General features: G+C 37.9%; 15 protein-coding genes. 8 read left to right on the forward strand and 7 right to left on the reverse strand.

Annotated features, from left to right (window positions below; all coding sequences use genetic code 11):
- Positions 1–4: 4 nt before the first annotated feature.
- The 3 genes from ACYVJ6_RS00960 to ACYVJ6_RS00970 form a co-directional block, all read right to left on the reverse strand.
- Positions 5–3,475, reverse strand: coding sequence for a SusC/RagA family TonB-linked outer membrane protein (locus ACYVJ6_RS00960; protein WP_460692177.1), 3,471 nt, complete (start codon positions 3,473–3,475; stop codon positions 5–7).
- 119 nt (positions 3,476–3,594) lie between these two features.
- Complete coding sequence (locus ACYVJ6_RS00965) at positions 3,595–4,707, reverse strand: FecR family protein (RefSeq protein WP_460692178.1); 1,113 nt, start codon at positions 4,705–4,707, stop codon at positions 3,595–3,597.
- Between the two features lie 60 nt (positions 4,708–4,767).
- On the reverse strand, positions 4,768–5,415 hold the full coding sequence (locus tag ACYVJ6_RS00970; protein WP_460692179.1) for an RNA polymerase sigma-70 factor: 648 nt from the start codon (positions 5,413–5,415) through the stop codon (positions 4,768–4,770).
- Between the two features lie 358 nt (positions 5,416–5,773).
- Here ACYVJ6_RS00970 and ACYVJ6_RS00975 point away from each other — a divergent pair, with 358 nt between their 5' ends.
- Positions 5,774–6,142, forward strand: a complete 369-nt coding sequence (locus tag ACYVJ6_RS00975; protein ID WP_460692180.1) for a hypothetical protein — start codon at positions 5,774–5,776, stop codon at positions 6,140–6,142.
- A 146-nt stretch (positions 6,143–6,288) separates the two neighbouring features.
- Here the strand turns inward: ACYVJ6_RS00975 and ACYVJ6_RS00980 are convergent, their stop codons facing one another.
- Positions 6,289–7,476: a hypothetical protein gene (locus tag ACYVJ6_RS00980; protein WP_460692181.1), complete on the reverse strand. Its 1,188-nt coding sequence runs from the start codon at positions 7,474–7,476 to the stop codon at positions 6,289–6,291.
- A 134-nt stretch (positions 7,477–7,610) separates the two neighbouring features.
- Here ACYVJ6_RS00980 and ACYVJ6_RS00985 point away from each other — a divergent pair, with 134 nt between their 5' ends.
- From ACYVJ6_RS00985 to ACYVJ6_RS01015, 7 genes are all read left to right on the forward strand, one after another.
- Positions 7,611–8,216 (forward strand): AAA family ATPase, encoded by a 606-nt coding sequence (locus ACYVJ6_RS00985; protein ID WP_460692182.1) that lies wholly within the window; start codon positions 7,611–7,613, stop codon positions 8,214–8,216.
- 66 nt (positions 8,217–8,282) lie between these two features.
- On the forward strand, positions 8,283–8,555 hold the full coding sequence (locus ACYVJ6_RS00990) for a hypothetical protein (RefSeq protein WP_460692183.1): 273 nt from the start codon (positions 8,283–8,285) through the stop codon (positions 8,553–8,555).
- Positions 8,556–8,738: 183 nt separating this feature from the next.
- Positions 8,739–9,149 carry a plasmid mobilization protein gene (locus ACYVJ6_RS00995; RefSeq protein ID WP_166584602.1) on the forward strand — a complete coding sequence of 137 codons (411 nt, stop codon included), beginning with the start codon at positions 8,739–8,741 and terminating at the stop codon, positions 9,147–9,149.
- On the forward strand, positions 9,116–10,351 hold the full coding sequence (locus ACYVJ6_RS01000; protein ID WP_460692184.1) for a relaxase/mobilization nuclease domain-containing protein: 1,236 nt from the start codon (positions 9,116–9,118) through the stop codon (positions 10,349–10,351). Before ACYVJ6_RS00995 ends, ACYVJ6_RS01000 begins: the two co-directional genes overlap by 34 nt.
- 10 nt (positions 10,352–10,361) lie before the next feature.
- Complete coding sequence (gene mobC, locus ACYVJ6_RS01005; protein WP_460692185.1) at positions 10,362–12,305, forward strand: conjugal transfer protein MobC; 1,944 nt, start codon at positions 10,362–10,364, stop codon at positions 12,303–12,305.
- Positions 12,306–12,637: 332 nt separating this feature from the next.
- Positions 12,638–13,111 carry a MauE/DoxX family redox-associated membrane protein gene (locus ACYVJ6_RS01010; protein WP_460692186.1) on the forward strand — a complete coding sequence of 158 codons (474 nt, stop codon included), beginning with the start codon at positions 12,638–12,640 and terminating at the stop codon, positions 13,109–13,111.
- On the forward strand, positions 13,108–13,467 hold the full coding sequence (locus ACYVJ6_RS01015; protein ID WP_460692187.1) for a hypothetical protein: 360 nt from the start codon (positions 13,108–13,110) through the stop codon (positions 13,465–13,467). The genes ACYVJ6_RS01010 and ACYVJ6_RS01015 overlap by 4 nt, the downstream gene beginning before the upstream one ends.
- 59 nt (positions 13,468–13,526) lie before the next feature.
- Here the strand turns inward: ACYVJ6_RS01015 and ACYVJ6_RS01020 are convergent, their stop codons facing one another.
- Genes ACYVJ6_RS01020 through ACYVJ6_RS01030 form a run of 3 tightly spaced genes read right to left on the reverse strand, consistent with a single transcriptional unit; the run spans position 13,527 to position 20,065 of the window.
- The gene (locus tag ACYVJ6_RS01020; RefSeq protein ID WP_460692188.1) at positions 13,527–15,050 is read right to left on the reverse strand and encodes a TlpA family protein disulfide reductase; all 1,524 of its coding nucleotides are present in this window, start codon (positions 15,048–15,050) and stop codon (positions 13,527–13,529) included.
- 39 nt (positions 15,051–15,089) lie between these two features.
- A complete protein-coding gene (locus tag ACYVJ6_RS01025) occupies positions 15,090–16,484 on the reverse strand; it encodes a RagB/SusD family nutrient uptake outer membrane protein (protein ID WP_460692189.1) in 1,395 nt (464 codons plus the stop codon).
- Between the two features lie 44 nt (positions 16,485–16,528).
- Entirely contained in the window at positions 16,529–20,065 is a 3,537-nt protein-coding gene (locus ACYVJ6_RS01030) for a SusC/RagA family TonB-linked outer membrane protein (protein WP_460692190.1), read from the reverse strand.
- Positions 20,066–20,088 lie beyond the last annotated feature (23 nt).

Consider the following 20,088-nt stretch of genomic DNA (forward strand, 5'->3'; position numbering starts at 1 on the left):
ATTTTTAAAATTTAACTTGAAGGCCCGCTGTTAATATCCTCGGGTTAGGATATGCAGTACCGCCTGACGTTGTAGTTTCAGGATCGATACCTCCTTTTACATTTGAAATTGATGTTAAGTTTTGTCCCGATACATATACCCTGAAGTTAGAGATACCTACCGATTTCATTACCGTATACGGTATAGTATATCCTATTTCAAGGTTACGTAGTTTAGCATAAGTTACGTTGGTATCCCAGGCGGTACTTGCTTGAGTTGCGTTTGTTTCCGTATTTCCTTGTATAAGCAGCGGGAACTTACCAATATTAAAACCACTGTTTTTGTCAAAAATGTCTTTATACCAGGTAGAATTATCAGCCAGGTATTGCGATGTATTTAGGTTATTACCCCAGGTACGCATATAGCCCGACTGCTCATAGGTAAACAAACTACCGCCTGCAAAATCGGCCCGTATGTCAAATCCTTTATAACTACCGCCAATGTTAAAGCCAAAGCTTAATTGTGGGTTACCGGCATTTACCCTGTAGGTAACAATGGTCTGATCATTGCCATTAATAACCCCATCACCATTAATATCCTTGTATATATAATCGCCCGGGCGGAGGTTTTTATTACCGGCACCATCCTGGTCTATAGGATAATTAGCGATCTGCTCCCAGCTTTGAAACTGACCTATACTTGTATAATGATTTGTTCCGCCTTGCCAGCGGCCTGTTACGTTATTAGGATTACGGAATTTGTCCCATTCGCTGCTGAACCGTGGGTTGTAACGGAATCCAGTGATCAATCTTGATATGGCAAAGTTACCGCCAACAAAGTAGTTTACCTCGCCTATTTTGTCTCTCCAGTTAATTGAACCGTCTATACCACGGTTAACATCCGAGTTTAAGTTCTCATTACCAATGGTAATACCCATTAGGTTAGGTACCAGTACGTTTCTTGATGCTAACAGGCCCGTACGGGTACGCTGAAACACATCAACAGTACCACTCAATCTATTATTTAATAAGGTAACATCAATACCCATATTTAATGATTGAGCACGGCCCCAGGTTTGATAAGATGCAGGAAGACCCCTTGCCTGTGTGGTAACCACTATAGCACCATCATATACGCCGTTACCCTGGCTATAATTATAACCTGATGCATAGGCAGCGTTAGCTGCTCCTAATTCATCACCTAATATACCATATGATGCCCTGATCTTTAACTCATTGATCTTGCCTAAGATCGAGCTTTTTTTCCACCAATCTTCCTGCGATATACGATAACCTACTGATGCCGCAGGGAAGAATCCCCACCTTCTTTCAGGTGTATAATTAGGTGTACCATCGTAACGGCCTGAAAGTTCAACGATATATTTTCCATCATAGTCATAATTAAATCTTCCTAAATAGCCCTGCCTGGTCACCTTAATGCTTATCTCATCTGTAAATGTATTTACAGTAGCTGCATTTGGTATATAGCCTATTCCGTTAGCTGCAGGTTGACCCTGCGCATCTATACTTGGATTAAAAAATGTAGTGCTCTCTACACCGACATTAGCTTGGAAATTATGCTTACCAAGAGACTTTTTGTACTCTAACTGGAAGTTAGTTGATGTATTTTGAGTGCTTTGAACAATTTCACGCACAATACGCGATTGGCTTACAGGTTGAACTATATTGTAACTATCGTTTGCCGCATCATAAGTGTAAAAAGTAGGTGATTTGCGTTGACGGTGGTCTGTAGAGTTTACGTACGAGTAGCCAACTTTTGCACGCGCCTTTAAGCCAGGTAGTAAAGATAACTCAACATCAGCATTTGTCTGAAAAGAATTTCTGGTAGTATTTTCCGAGCCCATAACCCCATAATTTACCAGGCTATAGCTACGTTGCTGATCAATAGGTGATGATTGTGCGGGGTACAAAGGGTTATCATTAGCATACGGCCTAAACGTTGGCAAGTTACTGAATGCGGCATCAACCAAATAGTCATAATCATCAGACATTGAAGGTGCACTATTAGTATTATCTCTTCTTCCGTTTATGGATATACCTACTTTAAGGCGCTTACTAAGAGTAGCATTAACATTAATCTGGCCGTTGTTACGGCTAAATCCACTGCCAAAGTTACGGAACATTGAATGCTGCGCAAGGGCACCACCACTTACATAATAGTCCATGTTTTCAGATCCACCGCTGATGCTAACGTTATTATAATTTTGACCTGCGGGGATATATATATATTTATACCAATCAAAGCCTTCATGCTGCTTATCGGTTGGATTCATATACTTTTCATACTCAGCCCTTGATATAGTTCTGTTAGCATCGGCAACATTTCTATAAGTTTCCGATTGTACTATACCTTTTATATAGGTTTTAATATCGGCAGGCTTATTAAACGTTTTAACTTCTTGAGAGCCATAATAGCCATTATAGCTAATTGTAGGCTTTTGACCCCGTTTACCTTTTTTGGTGGTTATAACTATTACACCATTAACTGCCAAAAGGCCGTAAATAGCGGCCGAGGCATCTTTCAAGATAGATATAGATTCTATATCATTAAAATCAAGGTTGTTGAAAGCAGAGTTGGTGTTACTTGGCGGATCCTGGCGAACTACACCATCAATAACTAATAATGCCTGGCCAAAGTTACGTATCTGAAGATCTGGCGAAAAACCCGGCCTGCCGGTATTTTGCCTAAAGGTCAAACCCGCTACCCGGCCTACCAATGCTCCTGAAGAGGACACGGCACGTGAGTGAGCCAATTCTTCTGCACTGACGGTTGCTATTGATCCGGAAACTGTTGCTCTTTTAGTAGTTAAACCAAAACCGGTAACAACAACTTCATCTAAGTCGGTTGTTACTTTTGATAGTTTAATATCAAGTACTGTTTTACCTTCTACAGGCACTTCCAATTCTGTATAGCCTACATAGTTTACTACTAAAATTGAATTGTTATTAGGTACCTCTATTGAAAACTTACCGCCAACGTCAACAGTGGTTGCAATAGCGGTGCCTTTTACTCTAATAGTAGCACCAATTAGAGTTTCGCCGGTAGAAATGTCTGTAACTATACCTGTTACTTTAACAGCGGCTTGCTGCTCTGCAAGGTACTCGGCCATTTTATCTGGCGTTGAAATAGCTAACAGGTTGTTGCCCTGATCTTTATATATTAAGTTTAAGTCACCTAATATTTTGTCTAACACATCTGTAACATTCTCATTATTAACTATAATTGATACCTTTTCCGTTGGCATTTTTCTTTCGCTATATGCAAAACGGTAACTGCTTTTACGCTCGATGGTTTTAAGTACCTGCTTTAGATCAGCGTCCTTGAAATTAAGTGATATTTTAGTTTGTGAATAAACATCTGCAAAAGCACATATGTTAAAAATCAGTAAAAAAAACAGGGTCAGTTTCATAATTAACAGACGCTTAAAAAGGTAATATTTATCTGATACACTATATAAGTGCATGAATTTTTTCATAACTTTAAAGTTTAAGGTGAATAACATCAGGTAGCCGTGCCAACAACACCTGCTGTTACATTAATATGGTCATCTTATTTGAGCGGGATTTAACCAATAGGTTGTCCCGTTTTTTTATGTCATTCTTTTATCATAGGCGTTTTGTTTGAAATGTAAAAAACTGAACCTTTCTGTTTGAAATCAAAATCCTCTGTAAACTGCAAAGTTTTAAATGCTTCTGCAGGGGTCTCCGTTTCAAATGGTGCTGTAAACCTTAGCTTTTTTAACTCTTCGTGCCGAAAAACGATCTGTATTCCATACCAGCGTTCCATGTCGGCCGCAATAGTTTCGAAATCTTCGTTATTAAACACCAATTTGTTTTTTAGCCATAAGGTTTCTATAGCTGCACTGTCAATACGGGGATTGTAGGTTAAATTGGTAACAGAATATTGGGGCCCTTTAATGGTAGGGGTCAAGATCTGTTTGTCGGTTGGTATATTGATTTGTTGTTGTGCTGGTAAAATGTTTTGAACAATTAATTTTTCGCGTGGCTTAAGTACGATACGATCTGATAGGCGGTCATTAAGGGTTACCTCTATTGAGCCATGAATAAGTGAGGTTTCGCTACGCGATTCGTTATCATACGATTTAATGTTAAAAGCGGTGCCAAGCACGCGCACATTCATTTTGTTGGTATGAATAATAAATGGATGTTCTCGGTCTTTATGTACTTCAAAAAAAGCTTCGCCATTTAAATAGACTTCTCTGGTTTTACCCCTAAAGGAAAGCGGATATTTGAATGAAGTGCCCGAGTTAAGCGTAACAATTGTGCCATCTGATAAAACTAATCGTTCTTTTACCTTAGGTGCTGTGGTTTTATTTTGCCAGTTTGATGCAAGCGAAGCTTCTTTACCTGGACCGGCATATAAGTACCATAAATATAATGTTGTACCTAAAACCATAATCGCAGCCAAATACTTTAATATCGGCCATAATCTTATAGGCTCTTTGTCTTTGCGTTGCATATCAGGCGACTGTTCGGCAATTCCAATTTTGTCCATCACTTTTTTAAAATTCGCCGAACTTGCTTTATATGTGGTTTTGTTGCTGCTCCAATATTCTTTTATAGTTATGCTTTGCTGCTTATAAATAGGATTTTGCTTTAATAATAAGTCAAGCTCCTGCTTTTCAGCCGAAGTTAATCCTTCTGTTAGTTCTTTTGTAAGCAACTCAACAAAGCGCTGTTGTGCCATATATTAAAAAATATGAATACTGTAGGTTTATAGCAAGGACAATAAAAAAAGAATAATTGCCTACAGCAATAGAAAAGATTTTGCAAAAAAAGTAAGCAGTATCAAAATATTCAATATAGCCTCATTATTAACGACTGAGCGCGAAGGGAAACCTGAATAGCCTGATAAAGCAACGCTAAGCTTTTGCATTGCCCGGGCCAATTGGGTTTGCACGGTACGTGGTGATATATTTAATATCTCTGCCACTTCCTTATATTTCAAGCCGTCTTCTTTTATCAGCCTAAAAATGATGCGGCATTGCTGAGGGAGAGCTTCAATAGATTTGTCAAGATAAAAATGCAATTCTTTTTTTTCAAGTTGCATGTGTGGATTGGCGGTATCAACAAAATTTACTTCGTTTGAATCTTCAACAGGTACAACACGGATGGAGGAATATTTTTTAAGGTAGTTTAGCGATTGGTTTTTTACAGCCACAAAAAAGTAAGTATCAGGACGTTGTATATGTTGCATGTTGCTGCGGTTCATCCAGCTTTTTACAAATACATCGGTTACTATCTCTTCGGCCTCCTCTTTCTGATGAATATACATCATACTAAACTTTACAAGCGCGTCAAATAATAAGTAATAAAACGACTCGAAAGCTTTAACGTCATCGTCAAAACAAATTCGATGCCAAAGCGGCAAAATATCATGCTTTTTATGATCCAAGATTTTGATGTCGGAGCGTTCCCGGTTTTTGCTAATTGGTGTTTAGGATAAAGTAAATATATACGTCAGTGCCGATACTTTTTTATCAAAATCTGACTGTATTTTAACATTTAATTATCGGGGGTATATTATATGGCTTAATCATCCGGCTGTGTATAGTACGCGTCAATGACATAAAGCAAAAAAGCCTCACATTACTGTGAAGCTTTTTGCGGAATGGACGGGACCGTGACCATTTCGATAATGCGTTATATTACAAGCATTTATAAACTTGAAAACATATTAGTCACCGTGAAGGTCACGAGTTAACTTTGAGGTGTTTTGAGTTGATTTAAAGAACTTTTGTTAAATCAAATATATGAATTTGACCCGAACTTCCGGTCATAAAATTTACCTTTATTTTATGATTTATAACCTGTATAAAAAAGCAACTGGCGATGACGCTAAGCAAATACTTGCAGTCATTGGCCATCATGATACAAATGTAATCGATGCCTTTGAGGTATATCGTATTTCGAATGGTGAAACTATTCGGGTAGAAATTTTTAAAGACAAGGATATTAAGGTCTATGGGGCAGGAAGACCACTTTGGTCAGAAATCACGTGGGTTCCAAACGAGAAATGGGAAGTTATAGAAACCACACTTAATCTCGCTGATATTGCTTCTGCCATTAAAGCTAACCCGTCCCCCGAATCTGTAACAGACTTGATGTCATTTTTCGGGTAATCGAGGTACAATAAAACCTGTAATAACATAAGTACATAATTATGTAATTACAGGCTTCCATATATTTGTATTTACATAATTGTAGATTTTAAAGTTGGTAAGTTCGGTTATCACAACTATCATTCTTTGAATAATCGGGAACGACGTTAGTTAGGAAATTCGGAGTCTTTTTGTTCAATTCGCTGTTCATTTTTGAACCATCCGAATTTCTCGATCAGATTGTTCAGCCTCTCAATGGCTTGCGGAGCCACCGGCCCATTCAGTTTTTTAAATAGACCGAATTTGTATTGTCTCAACTTATCCGTCACCGCAATAACAACAACTTCCTTTTCTCCGTATTTATAGGAATAAATCTCTGCCGCAAGTTTCACTATTTCATCAATTTCTTTTTCTACAATATCGGGACTATAATAAATCACCAGATGGCCAATCTCATCGTGAACATGATATCTCCGCACAAAAATTCCCCCTGAAGTGAATTGATATTTTTCTAAAAGAGAAAAGATGTTATTAGCCAATTGCCGTCGTTCGAAACGGGTTGTATTCATCAGCACCCTGGCCAAACTCTCGCCGTCTTTTAACTTAAGCACTTCTTTTGCAACCATTTGGTCAATGAAATAGCTTGAACCATCCTTCGTCTTTTTATACTTGTAAGCATCGCTTGATATGTATCTCCCCCATGCTCCTTTACATGTGAATATTTTCGCCCCGTCTGTCTCTTTAACGTTTTCTGGAAACTCTCGGGCATTCGTAACAAACAACGCCAGTAAGTCTTTTTCCCGACATGCATCGTTTAAGGTAAAACCTGATGCCAATAACTTCTCCCTTTTAATTAGATAATCGGTTAAATCATTAACAGTATCTAATTCCTCAATGATTGCCTCAAAGGTCTCTTTGTCCAAAATATTGATGAATCCTTTTCCTTCAACATGATCGGACAGATTGTACTGTTCAAATTGCTCACCGACATTAATAGTAATTCTGAAAATGTTCTCGTACAGTAACGGGTCAAATTTTTCTATTTCTCTGTCTGGGTGTTTAATAAAAACATCTTTTACGTTTTTGAAAAGCTTTCTGTAAGCTCCATTTAATTGGTTGGTCGATTTTTCGATGACCTTTTTTTTATACCTGTCATAGTCTCCATCGTAGTGGTGATTTTTAACTGAAATAATGATCGCTGTATTTCTGAAAAGTATCAGAAGGTCACATATCTCTTTTTTGTCCCCTTTTTCATCTTCCGGATTTGGATAGCACCAATACTTAAGATAAGTATCATATGCAAGCCTCATTACATAAGCTTCACCTTTGTCCCCTTTCTCGTTTTGTGTTTCCATTGATGTAATAATTTGTTATCCGAGTCGGATAAACTCGGATAATTAAAGGTAGTCATAATCTCACTTTTGCTATGTATTTCTACAATTACAGAATTGAAGACTTATGTATTTACAAACTTTTAGAATTATGTAATATGGCAAAGATCATCACCATCGCGCATCAAAAAGGAGGCGTGGGAAAAAGCACAATTGCATTGAACCTGGCTCTTTGTTTCCAGGATCAATTAAGGGTAGCATTAGTAGATTCGGATTTACAGGGAAGCCTATATCATGCCAGGGAAGATTTTCCGGACCTTACCATCTTAACAGCAGAAAAAGTTAGTGATATTAAGGAAATGGATTACGACCTGATCATCATCGATACTCCGCCGTATCTATCTAACCGGCTAACTGATTTTTTCTTGTTATCGGATTTTGTATTGGTGCCGACTAAGGCAGGCTTTTTTGATGTTATGGCTATAAGATCAACTTTAGCCTTAATTCGGTTTGCGCAAGCTAAAAAGCCCACTTTAAAAGCAGGCATTGCGCTCAACATGATTAAGCATCGTTCCGGAGTTACAAAGGATGTTTCCGAGCTTTTACAGAATATGGGAACACCGTTGTTAAAAACGATGGTTCATGATCGCGTAAGTATAACCCGTAGTGCCATTACTGCTGGGGTACTTTCAGGAACCGATCAAAAAGCAAAGGAGGAGTTTACTTCGCTTGCGGAGGAGGTGGTAGAATACATAAGCGCATAAATGAGGATTTACAGCTTTATGTAAATACATAATTATAGTATTACATAATTCAAAAGATCAGGTGCAATGGAAGATTATAAGAAGAAATTAGGAGGGCTTGCGGATAAGCTAAAAAAAGACCCTCCTAAAACACCCATTCAGGAGGTACATCCGGTAAAGAGTGTCGAAGAGGCTAAAGAGACAGAAGCCCAGCTTAATGTTTGGATACCTAAAAGTCTTCTTAAGAAGATGAAAGGTTATGGCCTTGATCATGATCTTTCTTTAAAGGAAATTAACATTCTGGCCTTGCAATCATTCCTCGAACATAATGTAAAAACATCAGTTGAACACAATGCTTAATCGACTATTCCTGGTAATTGATTTCACAAGTTCCTTATGACTCGGTGAGGATTTAAACTGCTGTCTTTTTGCAGTTAGCAAGATGTACGTTTGTACCACAAACGAATCTTGCCCTTCCTCCAAAGTCGTCTGGGAAATTGTTATCAAACACTCCAAAGTCGGTTTGATACGATTACTATAATCATGGCAGCGACAGAAGAAAACAGGTCCAAATGGATCAAGATCAGGTTAAAACCAACGGAGCAGGAACTACTGGATAAGCGATACAAAAAAACCACTTTCCACTGCCTTAGTGAATATGCCCGGACGCTTTTATTAGGCAAGCCGGTGACTATTCTTACTCGTGACAAATCCATGGACGAAGTTCTTGAAGAATTAATGCTTTTGCGCAGGGAACTTAATGCGGTTGGGAACAACCTTAACCAGGCTGTAAAAAATATTAATAGTGCTCACGGAAATCCCGACGATCGACTTTGGGAAGTTTTGTTGCAAGTAATTAATGCGAACATTAATCCAAAGATAAATGAGATCAAAGAAAGGATAGCTAATTACTCCCAGATATGGTCGCAAAAATTGAAAGCGGAAAAAGCCTGATTGGCGCATTGAACTACAATGAACGAAAGGTCAAAAAGGGTAAAGCCAAATTGATCATGGCTCAATTATATCCTAAAGAACCGGGCCGTCTTTCTTTTGATGAAAAGCTTTTCCGGTTAACTGATTTGGCTTCGAGGAACACCAGGACGAAAACTAATACGGTTCATCTATCACTGAACTTTGATCTTACGGAAAACCTGCCAATCGATAAACTCTGCCAGATAGCGGATGGCTATATGACTAAAATAGGTTTTGGCGATCAACCATTTTTGGTGTACCAGCATTTCGATGCAGGCCACAATCACGTTCATATATTAACGACGAATATTGAGGCCGATGGTTCCAGAATAAGCCTTCACAATATTGGTAAATTAAAATCGGAACCCGCAAGAAAAGCCATCGAATCGGAGTTTGATTTGGTAAGGGCTGAGCAGCAAATAACTACATCAAAAGCGCAACAACAGATTAAACCATTGGTCTATGGCGCAACTGACACAAAAAGAGCTATTAGTAATATTGTACACTACGTCACACAAAACTACAAATTCACCAGCTTGCCGGAATTCAACGCCGTGTTATCACAATATAACGTGATCTCAGACCGGGGGCCAAAGGAAACAGTAATGTTTGAACATGGAGGCTTGAGATATTGGGCGCTGGATGGCCAGGGAAATAAAACAGGTGTACCACAAAAAGCCTCCTCTCTTTATAAAAAACCTACCCTTAAATTATTAGAGGAACGGTTTAAGCTTAACGCCTATTTACGGAAGCCGTCGAAAGTCTCTATTATTAAGATTTTGGATGGCGCAATATCAAAAGTCAGGTCTCATCAAGAGTTAAAATCCGAATTACAAAATCACGGGATAGACTTATTGATCCGTCAAAATGCAGACGGCAGGGTATATGGACTAACCTTTATCGACGATAAGAACAGGGTAGTTTTTAACGGGAGTAATTTGGGCAAAATGTATAGCGCAGCTGCAATTGAAAGCCGATACGGGCATCAAATACAATCACCAAATGTTGCCGCTGATAAATCGCCCAAAGAATATCTGCCCATGTCAGAGGGCCTAAAATCAACGGAAACCGTAGGGTCAAATTTGGATATTATTGGCGGTCTTTTAGATTCCACCGAACAAGCCACTAATCAATCTTTGTTTGATCGGCAAAAGAAGAAAAAACGAAGAAAATTAAAAATATAAACCAACTATTATGCAAACGGGAGAAAACGAACAAGCGCTAAGAAAGATTACCGACTTTACCAGGTTTTTGGCCATATTAATATTGCTGCTTCATTTTTATTTCAGTTGCTATGCAGCATTTCGTGAATTGCATTTAACGCATAGGGTGACGGATCACATTTTGATCAATATATACAAGCTTTCAATTTTTAGAACTGTTTGGATTGCAAAAACTGCCGCATTAGTTTTCCTGATCGTTTCACTAATGGGTACAAAAGGTAGGAAGGATGAAAATATCAAGTGGGGCCAAAATATAATCGGGGCTATAACCGGAATGGTCATCTATTTTTTAACGGGCCTGCTATTTAATTTTCATTTGGCGTTATTAACTCTCGCCGGCCTATATATTGCCTTAACATCATTTGGCTTTTTGTTATTTCTTTCTGGTGTAAGTAAGTTGTTCCGGGTTATTAAAATTAAACTGGCCACTGACATCTTCAATTCCGAAAATGAAACATTCCCACAGGAAGAGCGAAAATTGGAAAACGAATATTCCATTAATCTGCCTGCTAAATACAACTACAAGGGAAAGATCCGGAATAGTTGGATAAATGTTATCAACCCTTTTCGCGGCTCACTCGTTCTTGGTACTCCAGGTGCTGGTAAATCCTACTTCGTCATAAGGCATATCATCACGCAGCATATTAAAAAGGGGTTTAGCATGTTGATTTATGATTTTAAGTTTGACGACCTTTCTGTAATCGCCTATAACGCGCTATTAAAGTATGCGGGAAGTTATAAGAAGAAACCAAGCATTTGGTTTATTGATTTTGACAATATCAAACATCGGTGCAACCCGCTTGACCCTGACCGCATGGAAGATATAACCGATGCCATGGAATCCTCTCGCACTTTCATGTTGGGACTTAATCGCGAGTGGATCAAAAAACAGGGCGATTTCTTTGTTGAGTCCCCGATCAATTTTGTAACAGCCTTATTCTGGTTCCTTAAGAAATATGAGAACGGCAAATATTGCACTTTACCTCATGCCATCGAACTTGCCCAGGTGGACTACGAAAATCTTTTTGCGCTATTGCAAAAAGAGCCAGAAATAGAGGTGTTGATCAATCCCTTCATTTCGGCCTGGAGAAACGAAGCCTATGACCAATTGGAAGGACAGATCGCCAGTGCAAAGATCAGTATGGCACGATTGGTTTCTCCGGCATTGTATTACGTGCTTTCGGGTAATGATTTTTCACTTGATCTGAATAACCCAGAAGAGCCTAAGATCATTTGCCTGGGGAATAATCCGTTAAAACAACAAGTTTATGGCGCTGTGCTTAGCCTATACATTTCACGGGCTATTAAGCTGGTGAATCAAAAAAACAAGTTGAAAAGCAACCTGATATTTGATGAGTTTCCCACTATTTATTTTAATAACATTGATAGCCTGATCGCAACTGCACGAAGTAATAAGGTGGCGACCACATTAGCCGTGCAGGACTATAGTCAACTAAAAAAAGATTATGGGCGGGAGCAGGCTGAAGTGATCATGAATATTGTAGGTAATATTATTTCAGGACAGGTTACTGGAGATACAGCTAAACAGTTAAGCGAGCGTTTTGGGAAGATCATGCAAGAACGACAAAGTGTTTCTATCAATAGCCAGGATACTTCCATAAGTAAATCTACTCAACTGGATTTTGCGATACCTGCATCAAAAATATCCACGTTATCATCTGGTGAGTTTGTTGGCTTAGTGGCAGATAATCCGGATGAAAAAATTGACTTAAAAGTGTTTCACAATGCTATTATTAATGATCATGACGCTTTAAAGGCTGAAGCCGATAATTATCAGCCAACTCCTTCCATTAGAAAGGTGGATAACGATATGCTTACTGCAAACTATTTTTCAATTAAAGCAGATATTGAAAGTATTATTCGAAAAGAAATTCCTACCGCAGCTGAATCATGATACAACCTGGGGTGGTAAAGGGTTGTAGCATGTCATTGAAAAAAAAGATCGCAGGTAATGGCATAACTTAATATTTTACTTCAACTCATTCCGTTACCGGTACACAATTGCGCAATTCTGCAGTTAAAAAGCACAACCTATTAATACCTGTTTAGCCACTTCTTTTCCTTGTTCCTTTGAATTGTAAATCAATTATTAACCCCTTACCATCCCCTGGGTAATACAAAAAGAAAGGAACATTTGTGACACAGAAAAAGGCAAAAAGATTTAGCGGGTCAAGCACCTGCCGGTAATGGACTTTACCAGTTATATAACAGCAAAGCCAATAGATCATGAGTTTAATTACCTTAACCACAACCGCACGCCTAACTCCAAATAAAAAGGAATTGATCATTTCAATTATTAAATATCTATGCCTTTTCCTTTTTGTTTATACCGCTTATGCCAAATTAGCTGATCATGACCGATTTTATAAAGGTTTGACAAGGGTTCATTTGGTTAGTGCTTATGCGATGGCGATATCTTACGTCGTGCCGGGAATTGAGATACTGATCTCTACTTTATTAATCATTCCCAATACTGTGAAGATAGGTTTGGTTTCTTTTGTGGTGACGATGACAGCGTTCACGGTCTACATTATCAGTGCGATGATCTGGGAGCCAAAACTTCCTTGTCATTGTGGCGGCGCAATCGAAAAATTGAGCTGGATGCAGCATATATGGTTCAATCTTGCATTTATAATATTGGCCATTATTGCGCTTTGGCTTTTAAACTATAATAAATTATTAAAAAAAATAGAATCATGAAAAATTTCAAAAAAATCGCTTTTGGCCTGATGGTAGGTGCATTAGCAATTGGCTTCAGTGCATTTACCACTGCTAATAACAGTTCCGTTAAATATAATAAAGATGCTAACGGTAAAATCGTTAGCGTTTCGGCGTCGTATTATAACATTAGCGGTGATCCAACCAGCACTGACCCCGATAACTTTATTTTTAGGGATGGCACAACTGCAGCAGGTTGCAGTTCCGTTACCGGTAAAGAATGTAAGGCAACATGGACAACTTCCAACACGCCTCATAACAATCAATCTCCGACTGACGCGGGATCACCATCACTCTCATCAAGAGGGCTTGTTAATCAACAATACAATGGTCAATAAATAAAAAGCGCACGACAAAAATAATTGTCGTGCGCATATTAAAATAAATACAGTTACAATTAGTCTGTTAGAGCTTGATTTATTTCCATAATCAATTTTTCTCTTCCCAAATTAGTTATCGGTAGTGATGGCGTAGAAGTGAATATCCTGCCTTTTTTGTCGATTAGCATTAAACATGGATAGCTTTCTTGTGGTACGTATTTTTTTATAAACGAATTGTTATGTCCTGTGCCACTCGTAAACAAATAGTTCGTATGATCAGATATAAAGTAGGAAGCGGATTTTTCTTTTTGCTTTTTATCAATGCTTTTTAGCCAAAGTGATTTGTCCTTATCGCTTGAAATGCTTAGAAATGCAACATCTTTTAACTTTTCAAACTTTTTTTCGACCTGTCTTAATCCATTAGCCACATCTAAACAAGGACCGCAACCTGAAAACCATAGATCTATTACGATAACTTTTCCTCGAAAATTTGATAGCCGTACTATTTGACCCTTGGTATTCTGAAAATCAAAATCGTTGACAGGCTGCCCACTTGAAAAGGTTTCTTTTAGATCATTCACCATTTTGATAAAGTTCGGTGATTCCATCACTGAAAGCGCGTGTGAAATATAACTTTCATCTAAATGATTAAATGAAGAAATCGAAATGAGCCAATAAGTTAGTAACTTATCTCTTAACAATCCTGTATAATTTGAATTAATTGCATCGAAATAATTTTCATTGATGAAGGGGTCAACATGGTTTATTATCCGTTGGTACTTAACCGCTGTCCTGATTTTATAGTATAAATATAATATGTATTCAGGTGTGAGTGCCGATCTATCTGATTGGTCTACATAAGGAGGTCGTTTATCAAGTTCGATTAAAAGGTCTTGAATATCTTTTTTAAGAGGCTCGCCAGAAACAAAAAATGGTCCAGCAAAACTAATTCTTCTGTATAAAAATGTTCTATTTTTACCGATTATATCTGCCCTTATAATTCCATATGCCATGGGAGACATATCTGTTTTATATGGATACAAGACCTTAAGCTGAGCATCTAACAATGAATCTTTTTGAGCGAGCCACTTTTTGGTATTTATGTTAAAATAATTGTGGGCACTGCTCATTAACTGTTTATCACCCGGATCTACCTCGGAAATTTGTAATTGTGCCTCGAAAAGTTTTGTACCTCGTCCAGAATATAATTGCCTGTCGCCATCAAATTTTATATTAACACTATCACCGGGCTCTATTAGATAATTTCTTACATCTCCAGCGCTAACTAAATTTCCAGAATTTGATCGTTTATTAGATTTAAATAAAGTAAAGTGAAAAGGAGAGTTCTCTGTTCGTATCTTAAATTTAAATACACCTTTTTGATCAGGCTTTTCAGTCAGAATTTTAGAAACATTATTTTCAGAGGGCCCGTTGTAAATTGTAAATGGTCCATTCAACCATAGTACTACAGAATCTGTATTATTACTTTTTTCAATTTGTCCCGTTATGTAAGTAATAACTTCACTTTTATTTTGAGCCAACATTTTATTGCCTGAACATACGATCAAAATAAGAATTGAAAGTTTATATAATTTTTTCATGTATTGAACTTTAAGTGTTTTAATATTAATAGTATACCACTATCTGGGGTTTTGTTGGAAGGCTGCTCTTTCAATTTCAATCGGATCAATTGGTAGAACATATCTTGGAGAGTTAGGAGCCAGCGTATAGGTTAAGTTATTGATGGTCCGGGTTAATGTGACTTGAAAGCGTGGATCTCTATTGAGCCTGCGAAGGTCTGACCACCGAATATTCCGGTAACACAGCTCCTTTCTCCTTTCATTCAAAATCAATGCAAGGGCAACATCAGCATTTGCTGCTGTCAGCCCATTAAAGGTTCCACTTTTATATCTGTTCTTTAGCAGGTAATTTAAATCGTTAAGAGCTGCTGTAGTTTGGCCGGCTCTTGCATTGCACTCTGAACGAATTAAATACATTTCATCTGTGGCAATTCCTCCGAACGGTTGAAATGCGCTCCCTATATAACTTGTCTTATTTGTAATTATGCCTGCTTGACTTTTAAAGAAAATTTTTTGACGCAAATCATTGCTATCGTATAATTGATAAAGCCCAGGATCAACAATTAAATTCGGCGGATTAAAAGATAGGTAGCCTGCCAATTGTGTATGAAAAACCACCTCTATGTTAAAATAAGATAAAGGGAATGGCGAGGTTGTCGAAACCTTGTTATAGTCCAACAAATTACTGTTTATTTGCAAGCATGAGTCTGCATATAAAAAAGCTTTGGGGTAATTTTCCTGGGTCAGATAAACCCTTGCTAACAAGCCAAACGCAGCCGCTTTTGTTGGCCTTGTTGGATAAGTTGTAGTGGCTGGTAACAGATGACTGGCTTGTAAAAGATCATTAATTATTTGATCATAGGTTTGTTGAACGGTAGAGCGTTGTACATTAAGATTTACATTCGATGACAATCGTAAGGGCAAACCCAAATCAGTTCCAGAAGTAGAAGGCGAATAGGCTTTACAATACTGCTGAGATAAACTGAAATAGTCGTTACAGCGGAAAAACAAGGCTGATCCTTTAACATTATTGTAGGCAGATTGTGAGGATTGATCCGCTTTGATCGTCGCGAGGCCATCCAAAACGACGTTTGTATTTAGAACCCGTCCATAAGCTGAAACCCAGTCACCAGAAGCATGGCCGGCATAGAAATTTTCAGTCGGTCCCCATAAATAGGCGCTTTGTTCAGTGCCGATACCGAGAGAATTAAAGGTAGCATCCGTTATATAGTAATCGCCATCACCTACCATACTTAGACTTGGGACATCGATGTTCATGGGGTTAGTTGCGCCTTTGGTGTTATCTAAGATTGCCTGGAAATCCGCAATTTTTGAAGGCACAACAAGTGCTTTATCTGGCTTCGCGTTTAACCAGTCTTTTTTGCATGCCGAAAGCAACGAGATGCTGCAAATCACCATCACCATTACAATTATTTGAGTTATTTTATTTTTCATTTGTACTATTCAATTTAAATCGTCAATCATTTTTAAGCCATTCACTAAAAATTACCCTTTAGGCCGATGGATATAGATCGTGGTATTGGCATCGTGGTGTTGTCAGTAGATGGCACAGCATCAGGGTCAAGACCTCTATTGTTCTTTCGCCAAATAATGCCAACATTATTCGCGTAAATAGATAATTGCAGTGAAGCAAAGGGAAGGCTATGAAAGGCTGATTTGGTAAAATCGTAACTAAGCGTGATATCTTGAAGACGGATGTGGTCACCGCTTTCTACATTAACTTCCGAGTATTTATAGAATTGATCCCGGGAAGAGGAAAATGGATAAATTAACGACGGCACATTTGTTCTTTTTTCATCGCCGGGAACCTGCCATCGGTCATTGAATTGATTGTTAACCCGTAAGTACGCACCTGAGGTGATTATCGTTGAATAATTCAACGCAGGTGCCATAAAATAGTAGCCAAGTTTATAGTTGACCTGAAAGGTTAATTTAAAATTTCTGAAACTGAAACTATTATTTAATCCGCCAAAATAAGTAGGACGTGCTGGGCCCTCATAAATAAGATCTTCTACCGGAGTATTAATCGTAATTGCTGAATAATCCTGACTTGCAGAGCCTTTTATAGACCCTATTGGGTTGCCTGTGGCCGGATCTAAACCACCCCATTTATAGGCATAAACACCAAATACCGGCCTGTTAATGTTTGGAGCGCCCGTACCAGCGCCGGCTAACTGATAACTGTAAGGTTTAACATCATATGATGTTACTTTATCTGTAGCATGACTTAATAGGAATGTGGTGTTCCATTTTAGTCTCCCTTTGATGTTTTGGGTGGTAATGGAAAGATCGTATCCACTTCCTTTCATGTTTGAGAAATTGCCCTCCAGTTGTGTAATACCAGAATTTTCCGGGAAGTTTTTAAAGCCTAATAAATCACTTTCCCTTTTAAAATAATATTCAAGGCTACCTGTTATAACACCGTTTTTTGTTCCGAAATCTAATCCGATATTCGCAATTCCAGTTTTTTCCCAACGTAAATCAGGATTACCAATATTTGAGATCAGCGCATAATTGTAATTGGTGTATGTTGCATTGCTGTAATATTGAAATGTTGTAATACCGGTTATGGATTGAATGAGATTTCCGTTGTAGCCATAACTTGTTCTTAAAGCTAAAGAGGGTAGCCAATCTAATTTATAAAATGCCTCTCTGGAAATGTCCCATTTAAAACCAGCAGACCATAATGGCAGGTTTTTTTTATTGGTTGAAACGCCGAAATAGTTGGTTCCATCAATACGCGCACTACCTGATATCGTGTAACGGTCTTTATAGTTGTAAGCGATATTTGCAAAGGATGAACGAACCCTGATGGTTGTTGATTGGACACCTAACCCACTATTTATGCTTTGGCTGCCAGATGGATAAGTATTAAATGAGTCTATTGCATCGATATTTGAAAAAGTGGCAAGATCGTCATTGTAGCCATAGAGAATTGATTGGTTGCTTTGACCTGTTGTTTGGGAAAGTTCATAGCCAAGTATTGCTACCAAATCGTTGTCCGACCAGTGATTATTATAATTGAATTGGCCGCGTACGTTATTTGATGTAGTATTACCTCTGGAAAGATTTAAAATTCCTCCTAAAGGCACGTTATATCCGGTCACTACCCCATTATTGACAATTGAGAAAGTATTTATATAATCCCTTGTCGCATAAGTGTCTTGACTTTGATAGATTCGATTATCGCTTAGGGTGTTTTCATATTGATATTTGACCTCTGCACTTAACCCTGGAATTAAATTATATTTTAGTCCAGCAGTTATTCTGGTATCCGATATGTTTGTTGTGTTATCCGTTGCGCCTAATTCCTTAAGTGGGTAATATGACCAATCTAAAAATCCGGATGGTATTGCATTTTGGATAAATGATTGGTTGTAGTTGTAGGGAATTGGCAAAGAATTTCCGTTGTTATCGGCAATTTGGGAATAAGGGAAAACACGTCTTGCTGTTTGAGTGAGAGTGTTATCAAATTGATTGTTGGTTCTTATGTAATTAATTCCAGCATTCACTTCTAATTTTGAAGTGACATGAAAAGTATTCTGACTATTTAGAGTAAATCGTTGATTACTATTGTCTTTTACACTGGATAAATCATGATCATATCCCGAAGAGAAATAGTAATTAGCCTTATTAGATCCACCGGAAAGATTTATGGCATATTGCTGATTAGTAGCTTTCTGATAGAAGTATTTATTTAATTGATCTTTAACATTTATATTTCGTAGGACGTTTAATTGGGCATTAAGATCGTTGGCAGACAGCGTACCTGCCCGATTTGCCGCTAACAGGCTTACTACAGGAGATATAACCGGATAGCTTGAGGTATTTGTAAGACTTGCATCGTAAAAGCCTTTGCTGAAGAGAAATTGTTCAAGGCTTATGTAACTTGAAGCGTCTAATTGATTCGGATTATAATTTAAATCCGGTTTATTAAATACAGTAAGGTTTGCATTAAACTCTATTTTTAAAGCCTGATTGTTTTTTCCTTTGCGAGTTGTGATCACAATTACACCATTTCCCGCTCTTACTCCCCAAATACTCGCAGCAGCAGCGTCCTTTAAAACACTTATACTTTCAACATCATTGGGATTTATATTATTGATATCGCCACTATACGGGAAATTATCAACGACCACTAAAGGCTGATCATTCGCAAAAATTGTACTGCGGCCTCTTATGTTAATATCAAGTTTACCGCTCTGGGTAGTAAGGGTATTCGCATTAAACACCAAACCACTGGTAATGCCATTTAATTTAGATATAACATCAGGTGCTACTCGATTTTCATATTCATTTTTCAATGGCTGTGCGAAAGAACCGGTTATCCTTTCTTTGGGTATTGTTTGATAGCCTGTTGATACAACACTAACTTCATTTAAGGTCGAGGTTCCTGTTTTTAATACAATTGTTAAATAATCTTGCTTATCATTCAACTGAAAATTATAGGGGAGAAAGCCAATAAAGGATATTGAGATTTCATCGCCCGGTCTACCTTCAATTTCAAATTCTCCACTATTTGAAGTAATTGTGCTAAAATTTCTGGAAATATTAGTTATGGTTGCACCAGGTAAAGGATTTCCTATTGTATCAATTATTTTTCCTTTAAGTACCGTATTAGTTTTTTGATCTTTTCGCGGAGAGGTCTGTAGGCTTTCTTTTTTTGTAACAACTATGATCTTATCACGTATTTCATACTGTAGCGGTTGTGTCTTAAAAATAGTTTCCAAAACAGCACTTATCAATTGATCCTTAACGCTAATTGTAACAGGTTGGGATGTATGCAGTACGGCATCTGAAGCTAAGAACTCAAATCCTGTTTGCTTTCCAATGTCTTGAAACACCTTTTTTAGGGGAACATTTATTTCTTTTAGCGTTATTGATTGCGACTGTGCAGATAGGGAGAATGAAAAGAGAATTAATATGATTAACGCGCTCAAACTTACGAGTCGGCGCACAGATAATTTGACGCGCAGGGGAATACGCGTCTTACTTTTTGAGTAAAACTTATACATTTGTAATACATGGGTTTAACCGG

The sequence above is a fragment of the Mucilaginibacter puniceus genome, assembly GCF_054783175.1.

Excerpts from the sequence above, each read along its gene's own strand:
- ACYVJ6_RS00960 (WP_460692177.1), bottom strand. The coding sequence starts at position 3,475 with ATGAAAAAATTCATGCACTTATATAGTGTATCAGATAAATATTACCTT.
- ACYVJ6_RS00965 (WP_460692178.1), bottom strand. The coding sequence starts at position 4,707 with ATGGCACAACAGCGCTTTGTTGAGTTGCTTACAAAAGAACTAACAGAA.
- ACYVJ6_RS00975 (WP_460692180.1), top strand. The coding sequence starts at position 5,774 with ATGAATTTGACCCGAACTTCCGGTCATAAAATTTACCTTTATTTTATG.
- ACYVJ6_RS00980 (WP_460692181.1), bottom strand. The coding sequence starts at position 7,476 with ATGGAAACACAAAACGAGAAAGGGGACAAAGGTGAAGCTTATGTAATG.
- ACYVJ6_RS00985 (WP_460692182.1), top strand. The coding sequence starts at position 7,611 with ATGGCAAAGATCATCACCATCGCGCATCAAAAAGGAGGCGTGGGAAAA.
- ACYVJ6_RS00990 (WP_460692183.1), top strand. The coding sequence starts at position 8,283 with ATGGAAGATTATAAGAAGAAATTAGGAGGGCTTGCGGATAAGCTAAAA.
- ACYVJ6_RS00995 (WP_166584602.1), top strand. The coding sequence starts at position 8,739 with ATGGCAGCGACAGAAGAAAACAGGTCCAAATGGATCAAGATCAGGTTA.
- ACYVJ6_RS01000 (WP_460692184.1), top strand. The coding sequence starts at position 9,116 with ATGGTCGCAAAAATTGAAAGCGGAAAAAGCCTGATTGGCGCATTGAAC.
- mobC (WP_460692185.1), top strand. The coding sequence starts at position 10,362 with ATGCAAACGGGAGAAAACGAACAAGCGCTAAGAAAGATTACCGACTTT.
- ACYVJ6_RS01010 (WP_460692186.1), top strand. The coding sequence starts at position 12,638 with ATGAGTTTAATTACCTTAACCACAACCGCACGCCTAACTCCAAATAAA.
- ACYVJ6_RS01015 (WP_460692187.1), top strand. The coding sequence starts at position 13,108 with ATGAAAAATTTCAAAAAAATCGCTTTTGGCCTGATGGTAGGTGCATTA.
- ACYVJ6_RS01020 (WP_460692188.1), bottom strand. The coding sequence starts at position 15,050 with ATGAAAAAATTATATAAACTTTCAATTCTTATTTTGATCGTATGTTCA.
- ACYVJ6_RS01025 (WP_460692189.1), bottom strand. The coding sequence starts at position 16,484 with ATGAAAAATAAAATAACTCAAATAATTGTAATGGTGATGGTGATTTGC.
- ACYVJ6_RS01030 (WP_460692190.1), bottom strand. The coding sequence starts at position 20,065 with ATGTATAAGTTTTACTCAAAAAGTAAGACGCGTATTCCCCTGCGCGTC.